2 protein-coding genes (both cut by a window edge) are annotated in these 24,155 nt (G+C 73.9%); both read left to right on the plus strand.

The features are described 5' to 3' along the window. A protein-coding gene (locus tag WMF43_RS18035; RefSeq protein ID WP_437681693.1) for a type I polyketide synthase crosses the window boundary here: on the plus strand, nucleotides 1–22,691 show its 3' portion. Its footprint begins 13,813 nt before the window's first position; 22,691 of the gene's 36,504 nt are visible here — the last part of the coding sequence; its start codon lies beyond the left edge, outside the window; the stop codon is at nucleotides 22,689–22,691. After that, nucleotides 22,684–24,155, plus strand: partial view of an SDR family NAD(P)-dependent oxidoreductase gene (locus tag WMF43_RS18040; protein ID WP_437681694.1) — the start only. Its footprint extends 12,649 nt past the window's final position; 1,472 of the gene's 14,121 nt are visible here — the first part of the coding sequence; it begins with the start codon at nucleotides 22,684–22,686; its stop codon lies beyond the right edge, outside the window. The genes WMF43_RS18035 and WMF43_RS18040 overlap by 8 nt, the downstream gene beginning before the upstream one ends.

The following is a 24,155-nucleotide window of genomic DNA, read 5'->3' on the forward strand; positions in this document are numbered from 1 at the left end:
TGCGCGCGGAGCAGGGGGAGGCGCGGGCGCTGGCGGAGGCGCTGGGCGCGGCGTGGACGGCCGGGGTCGAGCTCGACTGGGCCTCTTTCTTTGCGCCGTACAAGCCGCGTGTGACCGAGCTGCCGACGTATGCTTTCCAGCGACAGCGCTACTGGCGCGATGCCCGCGCGTCGAGCGGTGATGCGGCGGCGCTGGGGTTGTCGCGCGAGGGTCACCCGCTGCTCGGGGCGGCGGTGTGGCTGCCGGACGGCGGCCTGGTGCTGACGGGCCGCGTGTCGCGGCAGAGCCCAGCCTGGGTTGTGGATCACGCGGTGAGCGGCCAGGTGCTGCTGCCCGGGACGGCGCTGCTCGAGCTGGCGCAGCATGCGGCGCTGCGGGTCGGCGCGGGCATGGTGGAGGAGCTCGTGCTGGCCGCGCCGATGGTCGTGCCGGCGCAAGGCGCGCTGGCGCTGCGGGTGAGCGTGGGCCCGCTGGCCGAGGGCGGGTGGACCGCGGCGGTGCACGCTCGGCCGGAGGACGCGCCCGAGGACATGCCGTGGGTGCTGCACGCCGAGGGGCGCCTCGGCGCCGAAACCATGGCGCCCGATTTCGACTTCACGGAGTGGCCCCCCGCCGGGGCGGAGCCGCTCGACGTCGAGGGCCTCTATGCGAAGCTCGCGGCGGCCGGCTACGAGTACGGGCCGCGGTTCCAGGCGCTCGCGGCGGCGTGGCGGCAGGGCGAGGTGCTCTACACCGAGGTCGCGGCCCCCGACGCGCTCGGCGAGGTGGACGGCTTCGGTCTGCACCCGGCTTTGCTCGACGCGGCGCCGCACGCGATGCTGCTCGACGAGGGGGAGGCCGCGGCCCTGATGCTGCCGTTCGCGTGGCGACGCGCGGCGCTGTATGCCGCCGGGGCCAAGCGCCTGCGCGTGCGGCTGACGCCGGGCCGCGATGGCCTCGCGCTGGCGGTGGCGGACGCCGCCGGCGCCCCGGTGGCCCGGATCGGCGCGCTGCAGAGCCGGCCGGTGAGCGCCGAGGCGCTCGCGAGCACGAGCGGCACCTGCGCCCATTACCGCGTGGAGTGGATCCCGGCGAAGGCCGAGCCGCTCGATCCGTCGCGCTGGAGGTGGGTGGGCGAGGGGCCTGCGCCTCGGGGCATGGCCCGGCTGACAGCGACGCTCGACGCGGTGGCGCTCGCTGCGGCCGCCGAGGCGCCGCCGCTTTCAGGGGTGGTGGTGCGCTGGTCGCCGGGGCTTTCCGCCGAGCCGGCAGCCATCGGGGCCGAGACGGAGCGCGCCCTTTTGCTGTTGCAAGCATGGCTGTCCGACGAGCGGCTTGCCGGGACGCGGCTCGTGTTCGTCACGGAGAACGCCATTGCTGCCAGGCCGGGCGAGGGCGTGGGTGATCTTGGTCATGCGCCGCTGTGGGGCCTCGTTGCCTCGGCGCAATCCGAGTATCCCGACCGGGGGCTGGTCCTGGTCGATACCGACGGCACCGGGGCGTCGTGGGAGGCCCTGGCAGGTTGCCTCTCGGTCGAGGAGCCTCGCATGGCGCTGCGGCAGGGCCAGACCCTGGTTCCCCGGCTGATGCGGCGGAGCGCTGCGGGGCGGCTGGAGATCCCGGAGGGCAGCGAGGGATGGCGGCTGCACATCCAGGAGCCGGGCCAGATCGAGCGCCTGGCGCTGGTGTCCGCGGTGAGCGCGCCGCTGGGCGCGACCGACGTGCGGGTTGAGGTGCGGGCCGCGGGGCTCAACTTCCGCGACGTGCTGCGCGCGCTGGGCATGGTCCCCGGCGACGACATCGAGATGGGCGATGAGGGCGCGGGGGTCGTGTCCGAGGTGGGGTCGGAGGTGGTCGACCTCGCGCCCGGAGATCGGGTGATGGGCCTCCTGCACCGCGCGTTCGCGCCGAGCAGCGCGACCGACCGGCGCCACCTCGTGAAGATCCCCGCCGGCTTGACCTTCGCCCAGGCGGCGGCGGTGCCCATTGCATTCCTGACGGCGTGGTATGGGCTTATCGATCTCGGCCGGCTCGGCCGGGGCGAGCGGGTGCTGATCCACGCGGGAGCCGGGGGCGTGGGCATGGCGGCGGTGCAGCTTGCGCGGCAGCTCGGCGCCGAGGTGTTTGCGACCGCGAGCCCGGGCAAGTGGGATGTGCTGCGGGCGATGGGGCTGGACGACGAGCACATCGCCTCGTCGCGCGATCTGGGCTTCGAGGCGAAGTTCCGCCGCGTGGCGGGGACGATGGACGTGGTGCTCAACAGCCTGGTGGGCGACTTCATCGACGCATCGCTGAGGCTCTTGGGCCCGGGCGGTCGGTTCATCGAGATGGGCAAGCGGGAGATCCGCGACGCCGGTGTGCTCGCGCGGACCGCGCCCGGCGTCAGCTACCGAGCCTTCGACCTCACCGAAGCCGGGAGCGATCGCCTCGGCGAGATGCTGGCCGAGGTGACGTCGCTGCTCGAGCGCGGCGCGCTGCGGCCGCTGCCGGTGGCGTGCTGGGACATCCGCTTTGCGGCCGAGGCGTTTCGTTTCATGGCCCAGGCGCAGCACCGCGGAAAGCTGGTGTTGACGCTGCCGCGGGCGCTGGACCCGAAGGGCACGGCGCTGATCACCGGGGCGCCCGGCGCGCTGGGCGAGGCGGTGGCGCGGCATCTGGTGGAGCGGCACGGCGTTCGTCACCTTGTGCTGCTGTCGCGGCGTGGTCCGCAAGCGCCTTCTGCCGAGGCGTTGGTGGAGGCGTTGCGCGCCGCCGGCGCCGAGGCGCGCGTCTTGGCGTGCGACGTGTCGGACCGGGCGGCGCTCGCGGCGGTGATCGACGCGATCCCGGCGGAGCATCCGCTGACGGCGGTGGTGCACGCCGCCGGGGTGCTCGGAGATGCGCTGCTCGCCAAGCTGTCACCCGAGCTGCTGACGCGGGTCACGCGGCCCAAGGTCGACGCGGCGCTGCACCTCGACGCGCTGACCCGGGCGCACGACCCGGCGGTCTTCGTGTTGTGCTCGTCGTCCGCGGGGGTGCTCGGCACCCCGGGGCAGGCCAACTACAGCGCGGCGAATGTCTTTCTCGATGCGCTCGCGGCGCGGCGGCGCGCCGAGGGGTATCCGGCGGTGAGCCTCGCGTGGGGCGAGCTGGGCGGCGGGGGGATGGTCGCCGCGTTGACCGATCTGGATCGGGCGCGCATGCGGCGCGAAGGCTCGCGCGCGATGACACCCGAGCAGACGTTGTCGCTCCTCGACTCGGCGCTCGCTGCGCCCGAGGCGCAGCTCGTCCCGATGGACTTCGACGCAGAGGTGATGGTCCGCAGCGGGGCCGCGGTGCCTCCGGTGCTCAGGCGGCTGGTCCGCGCGCCGCGCCGCCGCGCGGCCGCGTCGACCGGCCGCGGGGGGTTCGCCGATCGCCTCTCGGCGCTGCCCGCGCACCGGCGCGAGGCGGCGGCGCTGGAGCTGGTGCTCGCGGTGACCGCCGCGGTGCTGGGCCACGCCGATCCGGCGGCGATCGGCGCCGACACGGGCTTCCTCGAGCTGGGGCTCGACTCGCTGATGTCCGTCGAGCTGCGCAACCGGCTGCGGGCCGAGACGGGGCTGCCGCTGTCGGTGACCGTCGTCTTCGAGCACCCCACGCCGGCGCAGCTGGCGCGGCACCTGCTCACGGACCTCGCGTCAGCGGTCGAGTCGAGCCAGCCGGTGGTGCGCGAGACGGACGACGAGCCGATCGCGATCATCGGGGTAGGGCTGCGGGCGCCCGGCGGCGCGGAGGATCTCGACGGCCTCTGGAGGGTGCTCACCGCGGAGCACGACGCCGTGGGCCCGGCGCCGATCGAGCGCTTCGACCTCGAGAGCATCTACGATCCCGATCCTCACGCCCCCGGCCGCACCTACGTGCGGGAGGCTGCGTTCCTCGGCGACGTCGCGGGGTTCGATCCGGCGTTCTTCGGGATCAGCCCGCGCGAGGCGCGGCTGCTGGATCCGCAGCATCGAATGCTGCTGGAGACGAGCTGGGAGGCGCTGGAGCGAGCGGGGATCGCGCCAGCGTCGCTGCGCGACTCGGCGACCGGGGTCTTCGTGGGCATCATGCCCGTCGGTTATGGCGGGACGATGCACGATCCGACGGGCATCGCCGGTCAGGACGTCTCCTTCGCGGCGGGGCGGGTGGCGTACACGCTGGGGCTGCAAGGGCCGGCGATGTCGGTGAACACGGCGTGCAGCTCGTCGCTGGTGGCGCTGCACCTCGCGGTGAGGGCGCTGCGCAACGGCGAGTGCACGCTGGCGCTCGCCGCCGGGGTGCACGTCATGTACGGCACGTCGGAGTTCATCCTGATGTCGCAGGCCCAGGCGCTCGCGGCGGACGGGCGGTCGAAGACGTTCTCGGCGGCGGCCGACGGGTTCGGTCGCGGCGAGGGCGCGGTGGTGATGGCGGTGGCCCGGCTGAGCGACGCGCGCCGGAGCGGGTATCCGGTGCTCGGGCTGGTGCGTGGCACGGCGGTCAACCACGACGGGGCGAGCAGCGGCCTCACGGTGCCCAACGGCAAGAGCCAGCAGAAGGTGATCCGGGCGGCATTGCAGGACGCCGGGCTCGCACCGGCGGCGGTGGATGTGGTCGAGTGCCATGGCACCGGGACGTCGCTGGGCGATCCGATCGAGGTCAACGCCTTGGCGGCCGTCTACGGCGAGGATCGCCGTGAAGGTGCGCCGCTGCTGGTGGGCGCGATCAAGACGCAGATTGGGCATCTGGAGGCGGCGGCCGGGCTGGTTGGGGTGGCCAAGATGCTGGCGGCGATGCGGCACGGAGTGCTGCCGCCGACGTTGCACACGACGCCGCGCAATCCGCACATCGAGTGGGATGTATTGCCGGTGGACGTGGTGGACGCGGCGCGGCCGTGGCCGCGGGGCGGTCGTTCGCGCGTGGCCGGGGTGTCGTCGTTCGGGTTGTCGGGCACGAATGCGCACGTGATCGTGGAGGAGCCGCCGGTCGAAGAGACCGCGGTGAGCGAAGAGGCTGTCGTCGAGGCGTCTGCGCTGCCGCTGCTGCTGTCGGGGCAGGACGAGGCGGCGTTGCGGGCGCAGGCGGTGCGTTGGGCGGCGTGGCTGGAAAATTCCGATGCGGCGTGGGTCTCGGTGGTGCGTACGGCGGCGACGGGCCGGACTGCGCTGAGGCGTCGTGCGGCGGTGGTGGCGTCGAGCGGCGAGGAAGCGGCAGCGCTCTTGCGAGGGCTGTCGGAGGGGCGAGCGGGCGCGCAGGCGGTTGTTCGCGGAGAGTCCAGGTCGCGAGGCGGGCTGGTGTTCGTGTTCCCCGGGCAAGGGAGCCAGTGGGCGGGCATGGGCAAAGCCCTGCTCGCGGAGGAGCCGGTGTTCGCCGGGGCGATCGCGGCGTGCGACGCGGCGCTGAGGCCGTATACGGGCTGGTCGCTGACGGCGGTGCTGCGGGGCGAAGCGGAGGCGCCAGGGCTGGACGCGGTGGAGGTGATCCAGCCGGCGCTGTTCGGGATGGCGTATGGGCTTTCGCAGCTGTGGCGGTCGTGGGGAATCGAGCCGGCGGCGGTGGTGGGTCACAGCCAGGGCGAGGTGGCCGCAGCGGTGGTGTGCGGAGCGCTGAGCCTCGAGGACGGAGCGCGGATCGTGGCGGTGCGCAGCCGGCTTGTGGAAAAGCTGGCAGGGACCGGGGCGATGGCGTCGGTGGCGCTGCCAGTTGCCGAGGTAGAGCGACGGCTGGCCGGGCGAGGCGGTCGTCTGTCGGTGGCGGTGGTCAACAGCGCGGACCAGACGGCGGTGGCCGGCGATCCGGACGTTGTGGAAGCGCTGGTCAGGGAGCTTGAGGCCGAAGGGATCTTCTGCCGGCGTATCGCGGTGGATTACGCATCGCACAGCGCGCATGTCGACGTGCTGCTGCCCGAGCTGCGCGCGGCGCTCGCGGGCATCGCTCCGCGGGCGGGCACGGTGCCGCTGGTGTCGACGGTGACGGGCGAGGTGGTGGACGGGTCGGCGCTGGACGCGGAGTACTGGTGCAGCAACTTGCGCTCGCCGGTGCGGCTGGACCGTGCGCTGGGGACGTTGCTCGAGGGCCGTCACGGGGTGTTCGTGGAGCTGAGCCCGCACCCGGTGCTGACGGTGCCGCTCGGGGCGGCGGTGGAGGAGCGTGGCGGCGTGGTGGTGGGCAGTCTGCGGCGCGACGAGGGCAGTCGCGGGCAGATGCTGCTTTCGCTCTCGGCGCTGCACTGCCACGGCGTCGAGGTCCGCTGGGAGAACATCCTGCCGAAGGCGCGTGTCGTGGCGGAGCTGCCCACGTATGCCTTCCAGCGGCAGCGCTGCTGGGTCGATGCGGCCGGGTCGAGCGGCGATGCGACGGCTTTGGGATTGTCGCACGAGAGCCATCCGCTGCTCGGGGCGGCGGTGTGGCTGCCGGACGGGAGCCTGGTACTGACCGGTCGGCTGTCGCGGCAGAACCCAGCCTGGGTGGTGGACCACGCGGTGAGCGGCCAGGTGCTGCTGCCCGGGACGGCGTTCCTCGAGCTCGCGCAGCACGCTGCGCTGCGGGTCGGCGCCGGGATGGTGGAGGAGCTCGTGCTGGCAGCGCCGATGGTCGTGCCAGCGCGAGGCGCGCTCGCGCTGCGGGTGAGCGCCACGCCGGTCGAGGGTGAGGCCGGCTTTACGCTGGCGATCCACGCGCGATCCGAGGACGCGGCGGACGACGTGCCGTGGGTGCTGCACGCCGAGGGGCGCCTGGGCGCCGAGACCGTGGCGCCCGACGTCGACCTGACGGCCTGGCCGCCCGAGGGGGCGGAGCCGCTCGACCTGGATGGCTTCTACGCGAAGGTCGCAGCGGCCGGTTACGAGTACGGGCCGCGATTCCAGGGCTTGCGGTCGGCGTGGCGGCGTGGACAAGAGCTCTACGCCGAGGTGGTGGCGCCGGAAGGGCTGGGCGACGTCGGAGGCTTCGGCGTGCATCCGGCTTTGCTCGACGCGGCGCTGCATGCGGGCCTGCTCGACGAGGGCGAAACGCTGAGGTTGCCCTTCGCATGGCGTGGCGCTGTGCTGTTCGCTGCCGGGGCCAAGACGCTGCGGGTGCGGCTGACGCCAAACCGCGATGGCCTGGCGATGGCGGTGGCGGATGTCACGGGAGCTCCGATAGCGCAGATCGGCGCGCTGCAAAGCCGGCCGGTGGACGCCGACGCGCTCGCGGGCACGAGCCGCACCTGCGCGCATTATCGGGTGACGTGGGTGCCGGCCGTGGAGGCGGGGGCCATCGAGCCTTCTCGCTGGAGGTGGGTGGGCGAAGGGCCGGCGCCTCGGGGCATGGCCCGGCTGACAGCGACGCTCGACGCCGTGGCGGCCGCCGCAGCCGCCGAGGAGTCGCCGCTTTCAGGGGTGGTGGTGCGCTGGTCGCCGGGGCTTTCCGGCGAGCCGGCGTCCATTGGCGCCGAGACGGAGCGGGCGCTGTTGCTGTTGCAAGCGTGGCTGTCCGACGAGCGGCTTGCCGGGACGCGGCTTGTGTTCGTCACCGAGAGGGCGATTGCCGCCGAGCCGGGCGAGGGTATCGCCGATCTGACCCATGCGCCGCTGTGGGGGCTCGTCGCCTCGGCGCAGTCGGAGCACCCCGACCGTGGGCTGCTCCTTGTCGATGTCGACGGCACCGACGCTTCGCGGGCGGCGTTGGTGCAGGCGCTGGCGAGTGAAGAGCCACGTGTTGCGCTGCGCGCCGGGCGGGCGCTGGTCCCCCGGCTGATGCGTCGGCCGGCGCGCGTGCCCGCCGGCGAAGACGTGCGCCACCTCGACCCCGGGGGCACCGCGCTGATCACCGGGGGGACAGGCGGGCTCGGCGCCGTCGTCGCTCGCTGGCTGGTGGAGCGGCATGGCGTCCGGCATCTCGTGCTGCTGTCGCGTCGTGGGCTCGCTGCGCCGGGCGCCGAGGACTTGGTGGCAGCGCTTCAGGCCGCGGGGGCCGCAGCGCGGGTGGTCGCGTGCGACGTGTCGGACCGGACGGCGCTGGCCGAGGTCCTCGACTCCATTCCCGCCGCCCATCCGCTGACCGCGGTGGTGCACACGGCCGGGGTGCTCGACGATGGGCTGCTCGCCAAGCTGTCCTCCGAGCAGCTCCTGCGGGTGATGCAGCCCAAGGTCGACGCGGCGCTGCACCTCGACGTGCTGACCCGGGCGAACGCCCCGGCGGCCTTCGTGCTGTTCTCCTCGGCCGCGGGCGTTTTCGGCAGCCCGGGGCAGGCCAACTACAGCGCGGCGAACGTCTTTCTCGATGCGCTCGCGGCGCGGCGGCGGGCGGACGGCTACCCCGCGATCAGCCTCGCGTGGGGCGAGTGGGGCGGCGGGGGGATGGTCGCCGCGTTGACCGAGCAGGACCGGGCTCGGCTGCAGCGCGGAGGCTCACGGGCGATGGCGCCGGAGGACGGGCTCTCGCTGCTCGACGCGGCGCTCGCTGCGCCCGAGGCGCTGCTCGTCCCGATGGACTTCGACGCGCGGGTGATGGAGCGCAGCGGCGCCGCGGTGCCGCCGCTGCTCAGCCGGCTGGTCCGCGCGTCGCGGCGCCGCTCGGCCGCGTCGACGGGCCGCGGGGGGTTCGCCGAGCGCATGGCGTCGCTTCCGGAGCATCGGCGCGAGGCGGCGGCGCTGGAGCTCGTGCTCGCTGTCGCGGCCGCGGTGCTGGGTCACGCCGAGCCTGGGGCGATCGGCGCCGATACGGGCTTTGCCAGCCTGGGGCTCGACTCGCTGATGGCGGTGGAGCTGCGCAACCGGCTGCGGGCCGAGACGGGGCTGCCGCTGTCGGCGACCGTGGTCTTCGACCACCCCACGCCGATGCGCCTGGCGCGGCATCTGCTCGCCGACCTTGTGTCAGCGGTCAAGTCGAGCCAGCCGGTGGTGCGCGCGGCGGACGACGAGCCGATCGCGATCGTCGGGGTGGGGCTGCGGGCGCCCGGCGGGGCGGAGGATCTCGACGGCCTCTGGAAGGTGCTGGCCGCGGAGCACGACACCGTGGGCCCGGCGCCGATCGAGCGCTTCGACCTCGAGAGCATCTACGAGGCCGACCCCGACGTTCCCGGCCGCACCTACGTGCGGGAGGCTGCGTTCCTCGGCGACGTCGCGGGGTTCGATCCGGCGTTCTTCGGGATCAGCCCGCGCGAGGCGCGGCTGCTGGATCCGCAGCATCGAATGCTGCTGGAGACGAGCTGGGAGGCGCTGGAGCGAGCGGGGATCGCGCCGGCGTCGCTGCGCGACTCGGCGACCGGGGTCTTCGTGGGCATCATGCCCAGCGAGTACGAGGAGGTGCTGGACGACCCGGCGGCCATCGCGGGTCAGGACGTCTCCTTTGCAGCGGGGCGGGTGGCGTACACGCTGGGGCTGCAAGGACCGGCGATGTCGGTGAACACCGCGTGCAGCTCGTCGCTGGTGGCGTTGCACCTCGCGGTGAGGGCGCTGCGCAACGGCGAGTGCACGCTGGCGCTCGCCGCCGGGGTGCACGTCATGCTGGGTACGGCCGGCTTCGTGGCCATGTCCCGTGCCCGGGCGCTCGCGGCGGACGGGCGGTCGAAGACGTTCTCGGCGGCGGCCGATGGATATGGCCGCGGCGAGGGCGCGGTGGTGCTGGCGCTGGCGCGGCTGAGCGACGCGCGCCGGAGCGGGTATCCGGTGCTCGGGCTGGTGCGGGGCACGGCGGTCAACCACGACGGGGCGAGCAGCGGCATTACGGTGCCCAATGGGACCAGCCAGCAGAAGGTGATCCGGGCGGCATTGCAGGACGCAGGGCTCGGGCCGGCGGCGGTGGACGTGGTCGAGTGCCATGGCACCGGGACGTCGCTGGGCGATCCGATCGAGGTCAACGCCCTGGCGGCCGTCTACGGCGAGGGCCGCGCGGAGGAGACGCCGCTGCTGCTGGGCGCGATCAAGACGCAGATTGGGCATCTGGAGGCGGCGGCCGGGCTGGTGGGGGTGGCCAAGATGCTGGCGGCGATGCGGTACGGAGCGCTGCCGCCGACGTTGCACACGACGCCGCGCAATCCACACATCGAGTGGGATGTGTTGCCGGTGGAGGTGGTGGACGCGGCGCGGCCGTGGCCGCGGGGTGGGCGCCGGCGCGTAGCTGGAGTGTCGTCGTTCGGGCTGTCGGGCACGAATGCACACGTGATCGTGGAGGAGCCGCCGGTCGAAGAGACCGCGGTGAGCGAGGAGGCTGTCGTCGAGGGGTCTGCGCTGCCGCTGCTGCTGTCGGGGCAGGACGAGGCGGCGCTGCGGGCGCAGGCGGTGCGTTGGGCGGCCTGGCTGGAAAATTCCGATGCGGCGTGGGTCTCGGTGGTGCGTACGGCGGCGACGGGCCGGGCTGGGCTGCGGCGTCGTGCGGCGGTGGTGGCGTCGAGCAGCAAGGAAGCGGCGGCGCTCTTGCGAGGGCTGTCGGAGGGGCGAGCGGACGCGCAGGCGGTTGTGCGCGGAGAGTCCAGGTCGCGAGGCGGGCTCGTGTTCGTGTTCCCCGGGCAAGGGAGCCAGTGGGCGGGGATGGGCAAAGCGCTGCTCGCGGAGGAGCCGGTGTTCGCCGGGGCGATCGCGGCGTGCGACGCGGCGCTGAGGCCGTATACGGGCTGGTCGCTGACGGCGGTGCTGCGGGGCGAGGCGCAGGCGCCAGGGCTGGACGCGGTGGAGGTGATCCAGCCGTCGCTGTTCGGGATGGCGTATGGGCTTTCGCAGCTGTGGCGGTCGTGGGGAATCGAGCCAGCGGCGGTGGTGGGTCACAGCCAGGGCGAGGTGGCGGCGGCGGTGGTGTGCGGAGCGCTGAGCCTCGAGGACGGAGCGCGCATCGTGGCGGTGCGCAGCCGGCTCGTGGGGAAGCTGTCGGGCACCGGCGCGATGGCGTCGGTGGCGCTGCCGGTCTTGGAGGCGGAAAGGCGGCTTGCCGGGCGAGGCGGTCGGCTGTCGGTGGCGGTGGTCAACAGCGCCGAGCAGACGGCGGTGGCCGGTGATCCGGACGCTGTGGAGGCGCTGGTCAGGGAGCTTGAGGGCGAAGGGATCTTCTGCCGGCGCATCGCGGTGGATTACGCATCGCACAGCGCGCATGTCGACGTGCTGCTGCCCGAGCTGCGCTCGGCGCTCGCGGGCATCGTTGCGCGGACGGGCACGGTGCCGCTGGTGTCGACGGTGACGGGCGAGGTGGTGGACGGTGCGGCGCTGGACGCGGAGTACTGGTGCAGCAACCTGCGCTCGCCGGTGCGGCTGGACCGTGCGCTGGTGACGTTGCTCGAGGGCCGTCACGGGGTGTTCGTGGAGCTGAGCCCGCACCCGGTGCTGACGGTGCCGCTCGGGGCGGCGGTGGAGGAGCGTGGCGGCGTGGTGGTGGGCAGTCTGCGGCGCGACGAGGGCAGTCGCGGGCAGATGCTGCTTTCGCTCTCGGCGCTGCACTGCCACGGCGTCGAGGTCCGCTGGGAAAACGTCCTGCCGAAGGCGAAGGTGGTTGCGGAGCTGCCCACCTACGCCTTCCAGCGGCAGCGCTGCTGGCTCGAGTCGCCAGGGTCGAGCGGCGATGCGACGGCTTTGGGATTGTCGCACGAGAGCCATCCGTTGCTCGGGGCGGCGGTGTGGCTGCCGGACGGGAGCCTGGTGCTGACCGGTCGGCTGTCGCGGCAGAGCCCAGCCTGGGTGGTGGACCACGCGGTGAGCGGCCAGGTGCTGCTGCCCGGGACGGCGTTCCTCGAGCTCGCGCAGCACGCGGCCGAGCGGGTTGGGGCGGCGACGGTGGCCGAGCTGGTCCTTCCCGCGCCGCTGATCGTGCCGTCGCGGGGCGGATCGGCGCTGCGGGTGACCGTCACACCGGTCGAGGGCGAGCCTGGTTTTGCGTTGGCGATCCACGCGCGATCCGAGGACGCGGCGGACGACGTGCCCTGGGTGCTCCATGCCGAGGGGCGCCTGAGCGCCGAGACCATGGCGCCCGACGTCGACCTGACGGAGTGGCCGCCTGCCGGGGCGGAGCCGCTCGATCTGGATGGCTTCTACGCGAAGGTCGCAGCGGCCGGTTACGAGTACGGGCCGCGATTCCAGGGCTTGCGGTCGGCGTGGCGGCGAGGGGAAGAGCTCTACGCCGAGGTGGCGGCGCCGGAAGGGCTGGGCGACGTCGGAGGCTTCGGCGTGCACCCGGCTTTGCTCGACGCGGCGCTGCACGCGGGCCTGCTCGACGAGGGCGAGACGCTGGGTTTGCCCTTCGCGTGGCGCGGAGCAGCGCTGTTCGCTGCCGGGGCCAAGACGCTGCGGGTGCGGCTGACGCCGAGCCTCGATGGCGTGGCGGTGGCGGTGGCGGATGCCACGGGAGCTCCGGTAGCGCAGATCGGCGCGCTGCAGAGCCGGCCGGTGAGCGCCGAGGCGCTCGCGGGAACGAGCCGCACCTGCGCGCATTACCGGGTGACGTGGGTGCCGGCGGCGGAGGCGGGGACCATCGAGCCTTCGCGCTGGAGGTGGGTGGGCGAAGGGCCGGCGCCTCGGGACATGGCCCGGCTGACAGCGACGCTCGACGCCGCGGCGGCCGTGGCGGCCGCCGCGGCCGCCGAGGAGCCGCCGCTTTCAGGGGTGGTGGTGCGCTGGTCGCCGGGGCTTTCCGGCGAGCCGGCGTCCATTGGCGCCGAGACAGAGCGGGCGCTGCTGCTGTTGCAAGCATGGCTGTCCGACGAGCGGCTTGCCGGGACGCGGCTCGTGTTCGTCACGGAGAGGGCGATTGCCGCCGAGGCGGGCGAGGGCGTCGCCGATCTGACCCATGCGCCGCTGTGGGGGCTCGTTGCCTCGGCGCAGTCGGAGCACCCCGACCGTGGGCTGCTCCTTGTCGATGTCGACGGCACCGACGCCTCCCGGGCGGCCTTGGTGCATGCGCTGGCGAGTGAAGAGCCACGTGTTGCGCTGCGCGCCGGGCGGGCGCTGGTCCCCCGGCTGATGCGTCGGCCGGCGCGCGTGCCCGCCGGCCAAGACGTGCGCCACCTCGACCCCGAGGGCACCGCGCTGATCACCGGGGGGACAGGCGGGCTTGGCGCCTTCGTCGCCCGCTGGCTGGTGGAGCGGCATGGCGTCCGGCATCTCGTGCTGCTGTCGCGTCATGGGCTCGCCGCGCCGGGCGCCGAGGACTTGGTGGCAGCGCTTCAGGCCGCGGGGGCCGCAGCGCAGGTGATGGCGTGTGACGTTTCCGACCGGGCGGCGCTGGCGGCGGTGATCGACGCGATCCCGGCGGAGCATCCGCTGACGGCGGTAGTGCACGCCGCTGGGCTGCTCGACGACGGATTGCTCGCCGACCTGACGCCCGAGCAGCTCCTGCGGGTGATGCAGCCCAAGGTCGACGCGGCGCTGCACCTCGACGCGCTGACCCGGGCGAACGCCCCGGCGGCCTTCGTGCTGTTCTCCTCGGCCGCGGGCGTGTTCGGCAGCCCGGGGCAGGCCAACTACAGCGCGGCGAATGTGTTTCTCGACGCCCTCGCGGCGCGGCGGCGGGCCGAGGGCTATCCCGCGCTCAGCCTCGCGTGGGGCGAGTGGGGCGGCGGGGGGATGGTCGCCGCGTTGACCGAGCAGGACCGGGCCCGGCTGCGGCGCGGAGGCTCGCGGGCGATGGCGCCGGAGGACGGGCTCTCGCTGCTCGACGCGGCGCTCGGAGCGCCCGAGGCGCTGCTCGTCCCGATGGACTTCGATGCTCGAGTGATGGTGAGCGGCGGTGCGGCGGTGCCGCCGCTGCTCAGCCGGCTGGTCCGCGCGCCGCGCCGGCGCGTCTCGGCCACGGCCGGGAGCGGGGGTTTCGCCGAGCGCATGGCGGCGCTTCCGGAGCATCGGCGCGAGGCGGCGGCGCTGGAGCTGGTGCTCGCTGTCGCGGCCGCGGTGCTGGGACACGCCGATCTGGGGGCGATCGGCGCCGATACGGGCTTCGCCAGCCTGGGGCTCGACTCGCTGATGGCGGTGGAGCTACGCAACCGGCTGCGGGCCGAGACGGGGCTGCCGCTGTCGGCAACCGTGGTTTTCGACCACCCCACGCCGGCACGGCTGGTCCGGCATCTGCTCGCCGGCCTCGCGCCCGCGGCCGCGGCGCCGTCCGCGGTCGACCGGACGGCGGAGGACGAGTCCATCGCGATCATCGGGGTGGGGCTGCGCCTGCCAGGAGGCGTGGACGATCTCGGCCGGCTGTGGGAGGTGCTGACGGCCGGGCGCGACGTCATCGTCCCGGCGCCAGAGGAACGCTTCGATCTGACAGCGTTCTCCGCGCCGGCGCCGGTGGTGCGGGAGGCGGGGTTCCTCGCGGACGTGGCGAGCTTCGATCCAGCGTTGTTCGGGATCAGCCCGAGGGAGGCGAGGCAGATCGATCCGCAGCACCGATTGCTGCTGGAGACGAGCTGGGAGGCGCTGGAGCGAGCGGGCATCGCGCCGAGCTCGCTGCGGGACACGGCGACTGGGGTGTATATCGGGGTGGCCCACGGCGAGTACGGCGGGGGTGATGGCGACGGGACGCATGGTGTTGCAGGCCAGGACGCGTCGTTCGCGGCGGGTCGCCTGGCGTTCACGTTGGGCCTGCAGGGCCCGGCGATGTCGGTGAACACCACGTGCAGCTCGTCGCTCGTGGCGCTGCACCTGGCGGTGAGGGCGCTGCGCAACGGCGAGTGCACGCGGGCGCTGGCCGGCGGCGTCAACGTGCTCGGGCCCGGCGGCTTCGTGGAGCTGTCGCAGACGGGCGCGCTGGCGCCGGACGGGCGGTCGAAGACGTTCTCGGCTTTGGCCGACGGGTTCGGACGCGGCGAGGGCGCGGTGGTGCTGGCGCTGGCGCGGCTGAGCGAGGCGCGCCGGCGCGGGTATCCCGTGCTCGGGGTGGTGCGCGGCACGGCGATCAACCACGACGGGGCGAGCAGCGGGATCACGGTGCCCAATGGGACCAGCCAGCAGAAGGTGATCCGTGCCGCGCTCGCGGACGCCGGGCTGACGGCGGGTGCGGTGGATGTGGTGGAGTGCCACGGCACCGGGACGTCGCTGGGTGATCCGATCGAGGTCAACGCGTTGGCGGCGGTCTACGGGGAGGGGCGCGCGGCAGAGACGCCGTTGCTGCTGGGCGCGGTCAAGACACAGATTGGCCATCTGGAAGCGGCGGCCGGGCTGGCGGGTGTGGCGAAGGTGCTTGCGGCGCTGCGGAACGGAGCGCTGCCGCCGACGTTGCACACGACGCCGCGCAACCCGCACATCGAGTGGGATGTGCTGCCGGTGGAGGTGGTGGACGCTCTACGGGCATGGCCGCGGAGCGAGCGGCCGCGCGTGGCCGGGGTCTCGTCGTTCGGGATGTCGGGCACCAACGCGCACGTGATCCTCGAGGAGCCGCCGGTCGAACCGACCCAGACTGCGACGCGCGAAGCGGTCGCGGGGAATGACGCGGCCGCGCCGGCGGCGCTGCCGCTGTTGCTGTCGGGGCGGGACGAGGCGGCGCTGCGCGCGCAGGCGGGGCGGCTGGGGGAGCACCTGGCGAGGCATCCCGGGCAGCCGGCGGTGGACGTGGCCGCGACGCTGGCGACGGGCAGAGCGGGGCTGTCGGCGCGCCTTTCGTGGGCGGTGGAGGGCCTGGACGGTCTGCCCGAGGGTCTGCGTGCGTTTGCTGCGGGCGGCCCCTTGCCGGCGGGGGCGAGGGCGTCGGTGCCTGGTCACCGCCCGGGCCGCGTGGCGGTGCTGTTCACGGGGCAGGGAAGCCAGCGCAGCGGGATGGGGCGGGGGTTGTACGAGGCGTATCCGGTATTCCGGACAGCGCTCGACGCGGTGTGCGAGGCGCTGGACCCGTATCTCGAGCGGCCGCTGCGAGAGGTGATGTTCGCGGAGGAGGGTACGGTCGAGGCGGGGCTGCTGGGGCGGACGGACTTCACGCAAGCGGGGCTGTTCGCGCTGGAGGTGTCGCTGTACCGGCTGTGGTGGCAGCTCGGGCTGCGACCGGAGGTGTTGCTGGGCCACTCGATTGGCGAGGTGGTGGCGGCGCACGTGTCGGGGGCGCTGTCGCTGGGAGATGCGGCGAAGCTCGTGGCGGCGCGCGGTCGGTTGATGGCCGCGCTGCCCGAGGGCGGAGCGATGGTGGCGGTGGAGACGAGCGAGGCGGAGGTGAGGCCGTTGCTCGCGGAGATTGCGGGCGTCGATCTCGCGGCGATCAACGGCCCGCGGGCGGTGGTGCTGTCGGGGGACGAAGGAGCGGTGTCGGCGGCGGCCGCGGCGCTGGAGGTGAAGGGGCATCGGACGAAGAGGCTGGCGGTGAGCCATGCGTTCCACAGCCACCGGATGGACGAGATGCTGGGCGAGCTGCGGGCGGTGGCGGAGACGCTGTCTGTTGGAGAGCCGGAGATCGAGCTGATCGGCAACGAGACGGGCCGTCGGCTGAGCCGAGAGGAGCTGTCCGACCCGGAGCACTGGGTGCGGCACGCGCGCGGCGCGGTGCGCTTTGGCGATGGGATGGCGACGCTCGTGGCGGAGGGGGTGAGGACGTTCGTCGAGATGGGCCCGCGAGGAGCGCTCTCGGCGATGGGGCCGGCCAGTGTGCCGGAGCAGATTTCCGCGGTGTTCGTGCCGAGCCTGCGCGCGGAGCAGGGCGAGCCGCGAGCGCTGGCCGAGGCGCTGGGCGCGGCGTGGACGGCCGGGGTCGAGCTCGACTGGGCGTCGTTCTTCGCGCCGTACAAGCCGCGTGTGGCCGAGCTGCCGACGTATGCTTTCCAGCGGCAGCGCTACTGGCTCGATGGGCGCACGCCGAGCGGCGACGCGGCGATGCTGGGGCAGGAGAGAGGGAACCATCCGCTGCTCGGGGCGGCGGTGTGGCTGCCGGACGGGAGCCTGGTGCTGACGGGCCGCGTGTCGCGGCAGAGCCCTGCCTGGGTGGTGGATCACGCGGTGAGCGGTCAGGTGCTGCTGCCTGGGACGGCGTTCCTCGACCTTGCGCAACATGCGGCGCTGCGGGTCGGTGCAGGGACCGTGGAGGAGCTCGTGCTGGCAGCGCCGATGGTCGTGCCGGCGCGAGGCGCGCTGTCGCTGCGGGTGAGCGTGGGACCGCGGGCGGAGGGCGGGTGGACGGTGGCCGTGCACGCGCGGGCGGAGGACGCGGCGGAGGACATGCCGTGGGTGCTGCACGCCGAGGGGCGTCTCGGCGCCGAGAGCCTGGCGCCCGACGTCGACCTCGCGGCGTGGCCGCCTGCCGGGGCGGAGCCGCTCGATCTGGATGGCTTCTATGCGAAGGTGGCCGAGGCCGGCTACGAGTACGGGCCGGGGTTCCAGGGCTTGCGGTCGGCGTGGCGGCTTGGGGAAGAGCTCTACGCCGAGGTGGTGGCGCCGGAGGTGCTGGGCGAGGTGGAAGGCTTCGGTCTGCACCCGGCTTTGCTGGACGCGGCGCTTCACGCGAGCCTGCTCGACGAGGGCGAGACGCCGAGCGTGCCCTTCGCCTGGCGCGGCGCGGCGCTGTTCGCCACCGGAGCCAGGGCGCTGCGGGTGCGGCTGACGCCGAGCGGCGGCGATCTCGCGCTGGTGGTGGCCGACATTGCCGGGGCTCCGATCGCGCAGATCGCGGCGCTTCAGAGCCGGCCGGTGAGCGCCGAGGGCGGCGCGGCGGTGCCGCCGCTGCTCAGCCGGAGGGTCCGCGCGCCGCGCCGGCGCGTCTCGGCCGCGACCGGGGACGGAGGGGGCTTTGCCGGGCGTATGGCGTCCCTTCCGGAGCACCGGCGCGAGGCGGCGGCGCTGGAGCTGGTGCTCGCCGCCACGGCCGCGGTGCTGGGGCACGCTGAGCCCGGGGCGATCGGGGCCGAGACGGGGTTCGCCGACCTGGGGCTCGACTCGTTGATGGCGGTCGAGCTGCGCGATCGGCTGCGGGCCGAGTCGGGGCTGCCGCTGTCCGCGACGGTGGTCTTCGATCACGCCACGCCCGCGCGGCTGGCTCGCCACCTGCTCGCGGGGGTCGCGCCGGCGGTCGCTGCGCTGCCCATGATCGGCCGGACGGCGAAGGACGAATCCATCGCGATCATCGGGGTGGGGCTGCGCCTGCCGGGCGGGGTAGCAGATATCGAGGGGCTGTGGAAGATGCTGACGGCCGAGGTCGATGTCGTCGGCCCGGCGCCGGCCGAGCGCGTGGAGCTCACGGCATTCCCCGAGTCCACCTCAGTGATGCGGGAGGCGGGGTTCCTCGCGGACGTGGCCAGCTTCGATCCGGCGTTCTTCGGGATCAGCCCGAGGGAAGCGAAGCAGATCGATCCGCAGCACCGGCTCCTGCTGGAGACGAGCTGGGAGGCGCTGGAGCGAGCGGGCATCGCGCCGAGCTCGCTGCGGGACACGGCGACCGGGGTCTATATCGGGGTGGTCCCCGGCGAGTACGGCGGGGGTGATGGCGACAGGACACATGGCATGGTGGGTCAGGACGCGTCGTTCGCGGCGGGTCGTCTGGCGTTCACGTTGGGCCTGCAGGGCCCAGCGATGTCGGTGAACACCACGTGCAGCTCGTCGATGGTGGCGCTGCACCTCGCGGTGAGGGCGCTGCGCAACGGCGAGTGCACGCGGGCGCTGGCGGGCGGCGTCAACGTGCTCGGACCCGCCGGCTTCCTGGAGATGTCGCAGACGGGCGCGCTGGCGCCGGACGGGCGGTCGAAGACGTTCTCGGCGGCGGCCGACGGTTATGGCCGCGGCGAGGGCGTGGTGGTGCTGGCGCTGGCCCGGCTGAGCGAGGCGCGCCGGAGCGGGTATCCGATCCTAGGGCTTGTGCGCGGCACGGCGATCAACCACGACGGGGCGAGCAGCGGGATCACGGTGCCCAATGGGACCAGCCAGCAGAAGGTGATCCGCGCCGCGCTCGCCGACGCCGGGCTGACGGCGGGTGCGGTGGATGTGGTCGAATGCCACGGCACCGGGACGCCGCTGGGTGATCCGATCGAGGTCAACGCGCTGGCGGCGGTCTACGGCGAGGGCCGCGCGGCGGAGGCGCCGCTGCTGGTGGGCACGGTCAAGACGCAGATTGGCCATCTGGAAGCGGCGGCCGGGCTGGCTGGCGTGGCGAAGGTGCTTGCGGCGCTGCGGTACGGAGCGCTGCCGCCGACGTTGCACACGAGGCCGCGCAACCCGCACATCGAGTGGGATGTGCTGCCGGTGGAGGTGGTGGACGCTCTGCGGCCGTGGCCGCGGGGCGAGCGGCCGCGCGTGGTCGGGGTCTCGTCGTTCGGGATGTCGGGCACCAACGCGCACGTGATCCTCGAGGAGCCGCCGGTCGAGCCGACCCAGACTGCGGCGAACGAAGCGGTCGCGGCGAACGAAGCGGTCGCGGCGAATGAAGCGGCCACGCCGCGCGCATTGCCGCTGCTGCTGTCGGGGCGGGACGAGGCGGCGCTGCGGGCGCAGGCGGGGCGCTGGGCGGCCTGGCTGGAAAATTCCGATGCGACATGGACGTCGGTGGTGCGGACGGCGGCGACGGGGCGGGCCGCGCTAAGGCGCCGTGCGGCGGTGCTGGCGTCGAATGGCAAGGAGGCGGCGGCGCTCTTGCGAGGGCTCGCGGAGGGGCGAGCGGACGCGCAGGTGGTGGTGAGCGGGGAGGCGAAGGCGCGGGGAGGGGTGGTGTTCGTGTTCCCCGGGCAGGGTAGCCAGTGGCCTCGGATGGGCAGAGCGCTGCTGGCGGAGGAGCCCGTCTTCGCCGAGGCGATCGCGGCGTGCGACGCGGCGCTCAGGCCCTATACGGGCTGGTCGTTGACGGCGGTGCTGCGGGGCGAAGCGGAGGCGCCAGGGCTGGAAGCGGTGGAGGTGATCCAGCCGGCGCTGTTCGGGATGGCGTATGGCCTTGCGCAGGTGTGGCGGTCGTGGGGCGTCGAACCTGCGGCGGTGGTGGGTCACAGCCAGGGCGAGGTGGCGGCGGCGGTGGTGGCCGGCGCGCTGAGCCTTGAGGACGGGGCGCGCATCGTGGCGGTGCGCAGCCGGCTGGTCGGAAAGCTGGCAGGGACCGGCGCGATGGCGTCGGTGGCGCTGCCCGCCGCCGAGGTGGAGAAGCGGCTCGCGGGTCACGCCGGCCGTGTTTCGGTGGCGGTGGTCAACAGCGCGGACCAGACGGCGGTCGCGGGCGATCCGGAGGCGGTGGAAGCCCTTTTGCAGCAGCTGGAGGCGGAAGGCATCTTCTGCCGGCGGATCGCGGTGGATTACGCGTCGCACAGCGCGCACGTCGACCCGCTGCTGCCGGAGCTGCGCGCGGCGCTCGAGGGCATCGGAGCTCGGGCGAGCGCGGTGCCCATGGTGTCGACGGTGACGGGCGATATCGTCGACGGGGACGCGCTGAGCGCCGAGTACTGGTGCGCGAACCTGCGCTCGCCGGTGCGGCTGGACCGTGCGCTGGCGACATTGCTCGAGGGCCGTCACGGGGTGTTCGTGGAGATGAGCCCGCACCCGGTGCTGACGGTGCCTGTCGGAGCGGCGGTGGAGGCGCAGGGCGGCGTCGTCGTCGGCAGCCTGCGGCGCGACGAGGGGAGCCGCGGGCAGCTGCTGCTGGCGCTCTCGGCGCTGCATTGTCACGGGGTCGAGGTCGGCTGGGGAGATCTCCTGCCGAAGGCGCCGGTGGTGGCGGAGCTGCCGACGTACGCGTTCCAGCGGCAGCGCTACTGGCTCGATGCGCCGGCGAGATCGGCCGGCGGCGCCGACGATGAGGAATTCTGGCGGGCGACCGAGGCAGGCGAGCCCTCTCGGCTGGCCGAGGTGCTGGGGATCGAGCCCGGCTCCGAGGCGGCGATAGCAACAGTTCTTCCCATGCTCAGAAACTGGCGCGGCGAGCACCGGGGGCGGGCCGAGCTCGATGCGTGGCGCTACCGGATCCGCTGGACACCGGTGTCCGCGAAGAAGGCGTCGGGGCCGGCGCCCGAGGGGCATATCCTGCTGCTGGTCCCCCGCGCGCTGGTCCACGATCCCGTCGTCGAGGAGCTGGCCGACGCGCTCGCGCCCGTCGAACGGCTGGTGGTCGACGAGGCCGCGTTCGACCTGCCGCCTGCCGGCGCGTGCCGGGCGGTCGTCTCGCTGCTCGCGCTGGATGAGGCGCCCGTGGCGGCCGATGGATGGGTGTCGCGCGGCCTCTGGTGGACGGCGAACCTGGCCCGCGTGTATCGGGACACGGGGGGCAAGGCGCCTGTCTGGGTGATCACGCGAGGCGCTGTCTCGGTCGGTCCGGCGGATCCGATCCTGAGCCCGGCGCAGGCGATGATCTGGGGGCTGGGCCAGGTCATCGGGCTCGAGCATCCGGAGTGGTGGGGTGGGCTCGTCGACCTGCCGCCGGCGCTGGGTCCCCAGGGGCGAGAGGCGCTGCGAGGGCTCTTGCGCGAACCGGGCGGCGAGGATCAGGTGGCGCTGCGCGGATCGGGCGTCCAGGCGCGGAGGCTCGTCCGCGCAGAGGCGCCGCGCGCGCGCCGCTGGCGCACGTCGGGCACCGCGCTCTTGACCGGGGGAACGGGCGCGATCGGCGCCGCGGCGGCGCGGTGGCTCGCCGAGCGGGGCGCCGAGCGGGTGGTGCTCGTCAGCCGCCGCGGCAGGTCGGCGGACGTCGAGGAGAGGGTGCGCGCGGTGGAAGCGACGGGCGTGCGCGTCGTGGTCGCCGCCTGCGACGTCTCGGATCGCGCGGCGGTCGCGGCGTTGCTGGACGAGATCGATCGCGAGGGACCGCCGCTGCGCTCGGTGTTCCACGCCGCGGGCGTCGACGGCCAGGGGGCCGTCGCTTCCCTCGATCGGGCCTCGCTGGAGCGGGCCGTGGCTGGCAAGGCCGTGGCCGCGAGCCACCTGGATGAGCTGGTGGGCGACCGGGCGCTCGACGCCTTCGTGACGTTCTCGTCGGGGGCGGCCGCGTGGGGCGGGTCGGGGCAGGGCGCTTATGCGGCGGCGAACGCGTACCTCGACGCGCTCGCGTCGTGCCGCGTCCGGCGCGGCCTGCCGGCTCTCTCGGTCGCGTGGGGCGTGTGGGACGGAGAGGGCATGTCGGCCGACCCCGAGGCCCGGGCGTCGCTCGCTCGGATGGGGGTGCGGCCCATGGCACCCGAGCGGGCGCTCCAGGCGCTGGAGGCGGCGCTGGCCGCAGGCGAGACGCACCTGGTCGTCAGCGCCATGGAGTGGGCGCGGTTCGCGTCCGCCTACTGCGCTGCGAGGCGGCGCGGGCTGCTCGCCGAGCTGCCCGAGGCGGTCGCGGCGCTGGCCGAGACCCCGGCGAGCGAGCAGCAGAGCCCCTGGGTCGAGCGCCTGTCGGCGCTGCCGCTCCAGCGGCGCCAGGCGATGGTGCTGGAGCTGGTGCAGGGGACGACGGCGCAGGTCCTCGGCCATGCCGATCCGACGGCGCTCGGTCCCGACACGGGCTTCGCGGATCTCGGGCTCGACTCGATGATGGCGGTCGAGCTGCGCAACCGGCTGCGGGCCGAGACCCGACTGTCGTTGCCCGCGACGGTGGTCTTCGATCACCCGACGTCGCGGTCCCTGAGCGAATTCCTGCTTCTACAGCTCGGGCTGTCGCGCGATGTGCAATTGCAATGGAGCGACGAGGCGGTCCGAGCGAAGCTCGCGCAGATCTCCGTCGAGGCGCTGAGGGACGCGGGGCTCATCGCGGCCCTGATGGCCTTGCCGGACGTGGTCTCCGCGGAGCGTCAGCGGGAAGCGCCGGCGGACATGGAGCGGCTCCTCATCGAGGCTGACGACACGGCGCTCGTCAACTTGCTGGAAGGCATGCTTGGGAATGGCCATGAGCGACGACAGAGTGAAAGCCATGAGTGACGACAGGGTGAACCGGCTGCTCCGGCAGAGCGCGCTGGAGATCCAGCGCCTCCGCGACCTTCTGCACAAGGCGGAGGCCGCGGCCTCGGAGCCTGTCGCCATCCTCGGGGTGGGGCTGCGCCTGCCGGGCGGGGTGGAGGATCTCGAGGGGTTGTGGAAGGTGCTGACGGCCGAGCGCGACGTCATCGGCCCGGCGCCGGCCGAGCGCCTGGAGCTCACGGCGTTCCCCGAGTCCGCCTCGGCGGTGCGGGAGGCGGGGTTCCTTGGCGATGTGGCCGGCTTCGATCCGGCGCTCTTCGGGATCAGCCCGAGGGAGGCGAAGCAGATCGATCCGCAGCACCGTCTCTTGCTGGAGACGAGCTGGGAGGCGCTGGAGCGAGCGGGCATCGCGCCGAGCGCGCTGCGGGACACGGCGACGGGGGTCTACGTCGGTGTGGTCCCCGGCGAGTACGGCGGGGGTGATGGCGACGGGACACACGGCATCGCGGGCCAGGAGTCCTCGTTCGCGGCGGGTCGTCTGGCGTTTACCTTGGGCCTGCAGGGCCCAGCGATGTCGGTGAACACGGCGTGCAGCTCGTCGCTGGTGGCGCTGCACCTCGCGGTGAGGGCGCTGCGCAACGGCGAGTGCACGCGGGCGCTGGCGGGCGCCGCCACGGTGCTCGGTCCCGAAGGCTTCGCGGAGCTGTCGCGTGCGGGCGCGCTGGCGCCGGACGGGCGGTCGAAGACGTTCTCGGCGGCGGCCGACGGGTATGGCCGCGGCGAGGGCGCGGTGGTGCTGGTGCTGGCGCGGCTGAGCGACGCGCGCCGGAGCGGGCATCCGATCCTCGGGGTGGTGCGCGGCACGGCGGTGAATCACGACGGGGCGAGCAGCGGGATCACGGTGCCCAATGGGACCAGCCAGCAGAAGGTGATCCGCGCCGCGCTCGCGGACGCCGGGCTGACGGCGGGCGCGGTGGATGTGGTGGAGTGCCACGGCACCGGGACGTCGCTGGGTGATCCGATCGAGGTCAACGCGCTGGCGGCGGTTTACGGGGAGGGCCGCGTGGCCGAAGCGCCGTTGCTGCTGGGCGCCGTCAAGACGCAGATTGGCCATCTGGAGCCGGCGGCGGGGCTGGCCGGGGTGGTCAAGGTACTTGCAGCGCTGCGGAACGGAGCGCTGCCGCCGACGTTGCACACGACGCCGCGCAACCCGCACATCGAGTGGGATGTGCTGCCGGTGGAGGTGGTGGACGTTCTGCGGCCGTGGGCGCGAGGCGAGCGTGCGCGCGTGGCCGGAATATCGGCGTTCGGGCTGTCGGGGACCAACGCGCACGTGATCATCGAGGAGCCGCCGGTCGAGGCGCCGGCGGCGAGCGCGGCGGTCGCGGAGAATGAAGCGGCCGCGCCACGCGCATTGCCGCTGTTGCTATCAGGGCAGGACGAGGCGGCGCTGCGGGCGCAGGCGGGGCGCTGGGCGGCCTGGCT

Source organism: Sorangium sp. So ce131 (genome assembly GCF_051519095.1).
Classification (GTDB): domain Bacteria; phylum Myxococcota_A; class Polyangia; order Polyangiales; family Polyangiaceae; genus Sorangium.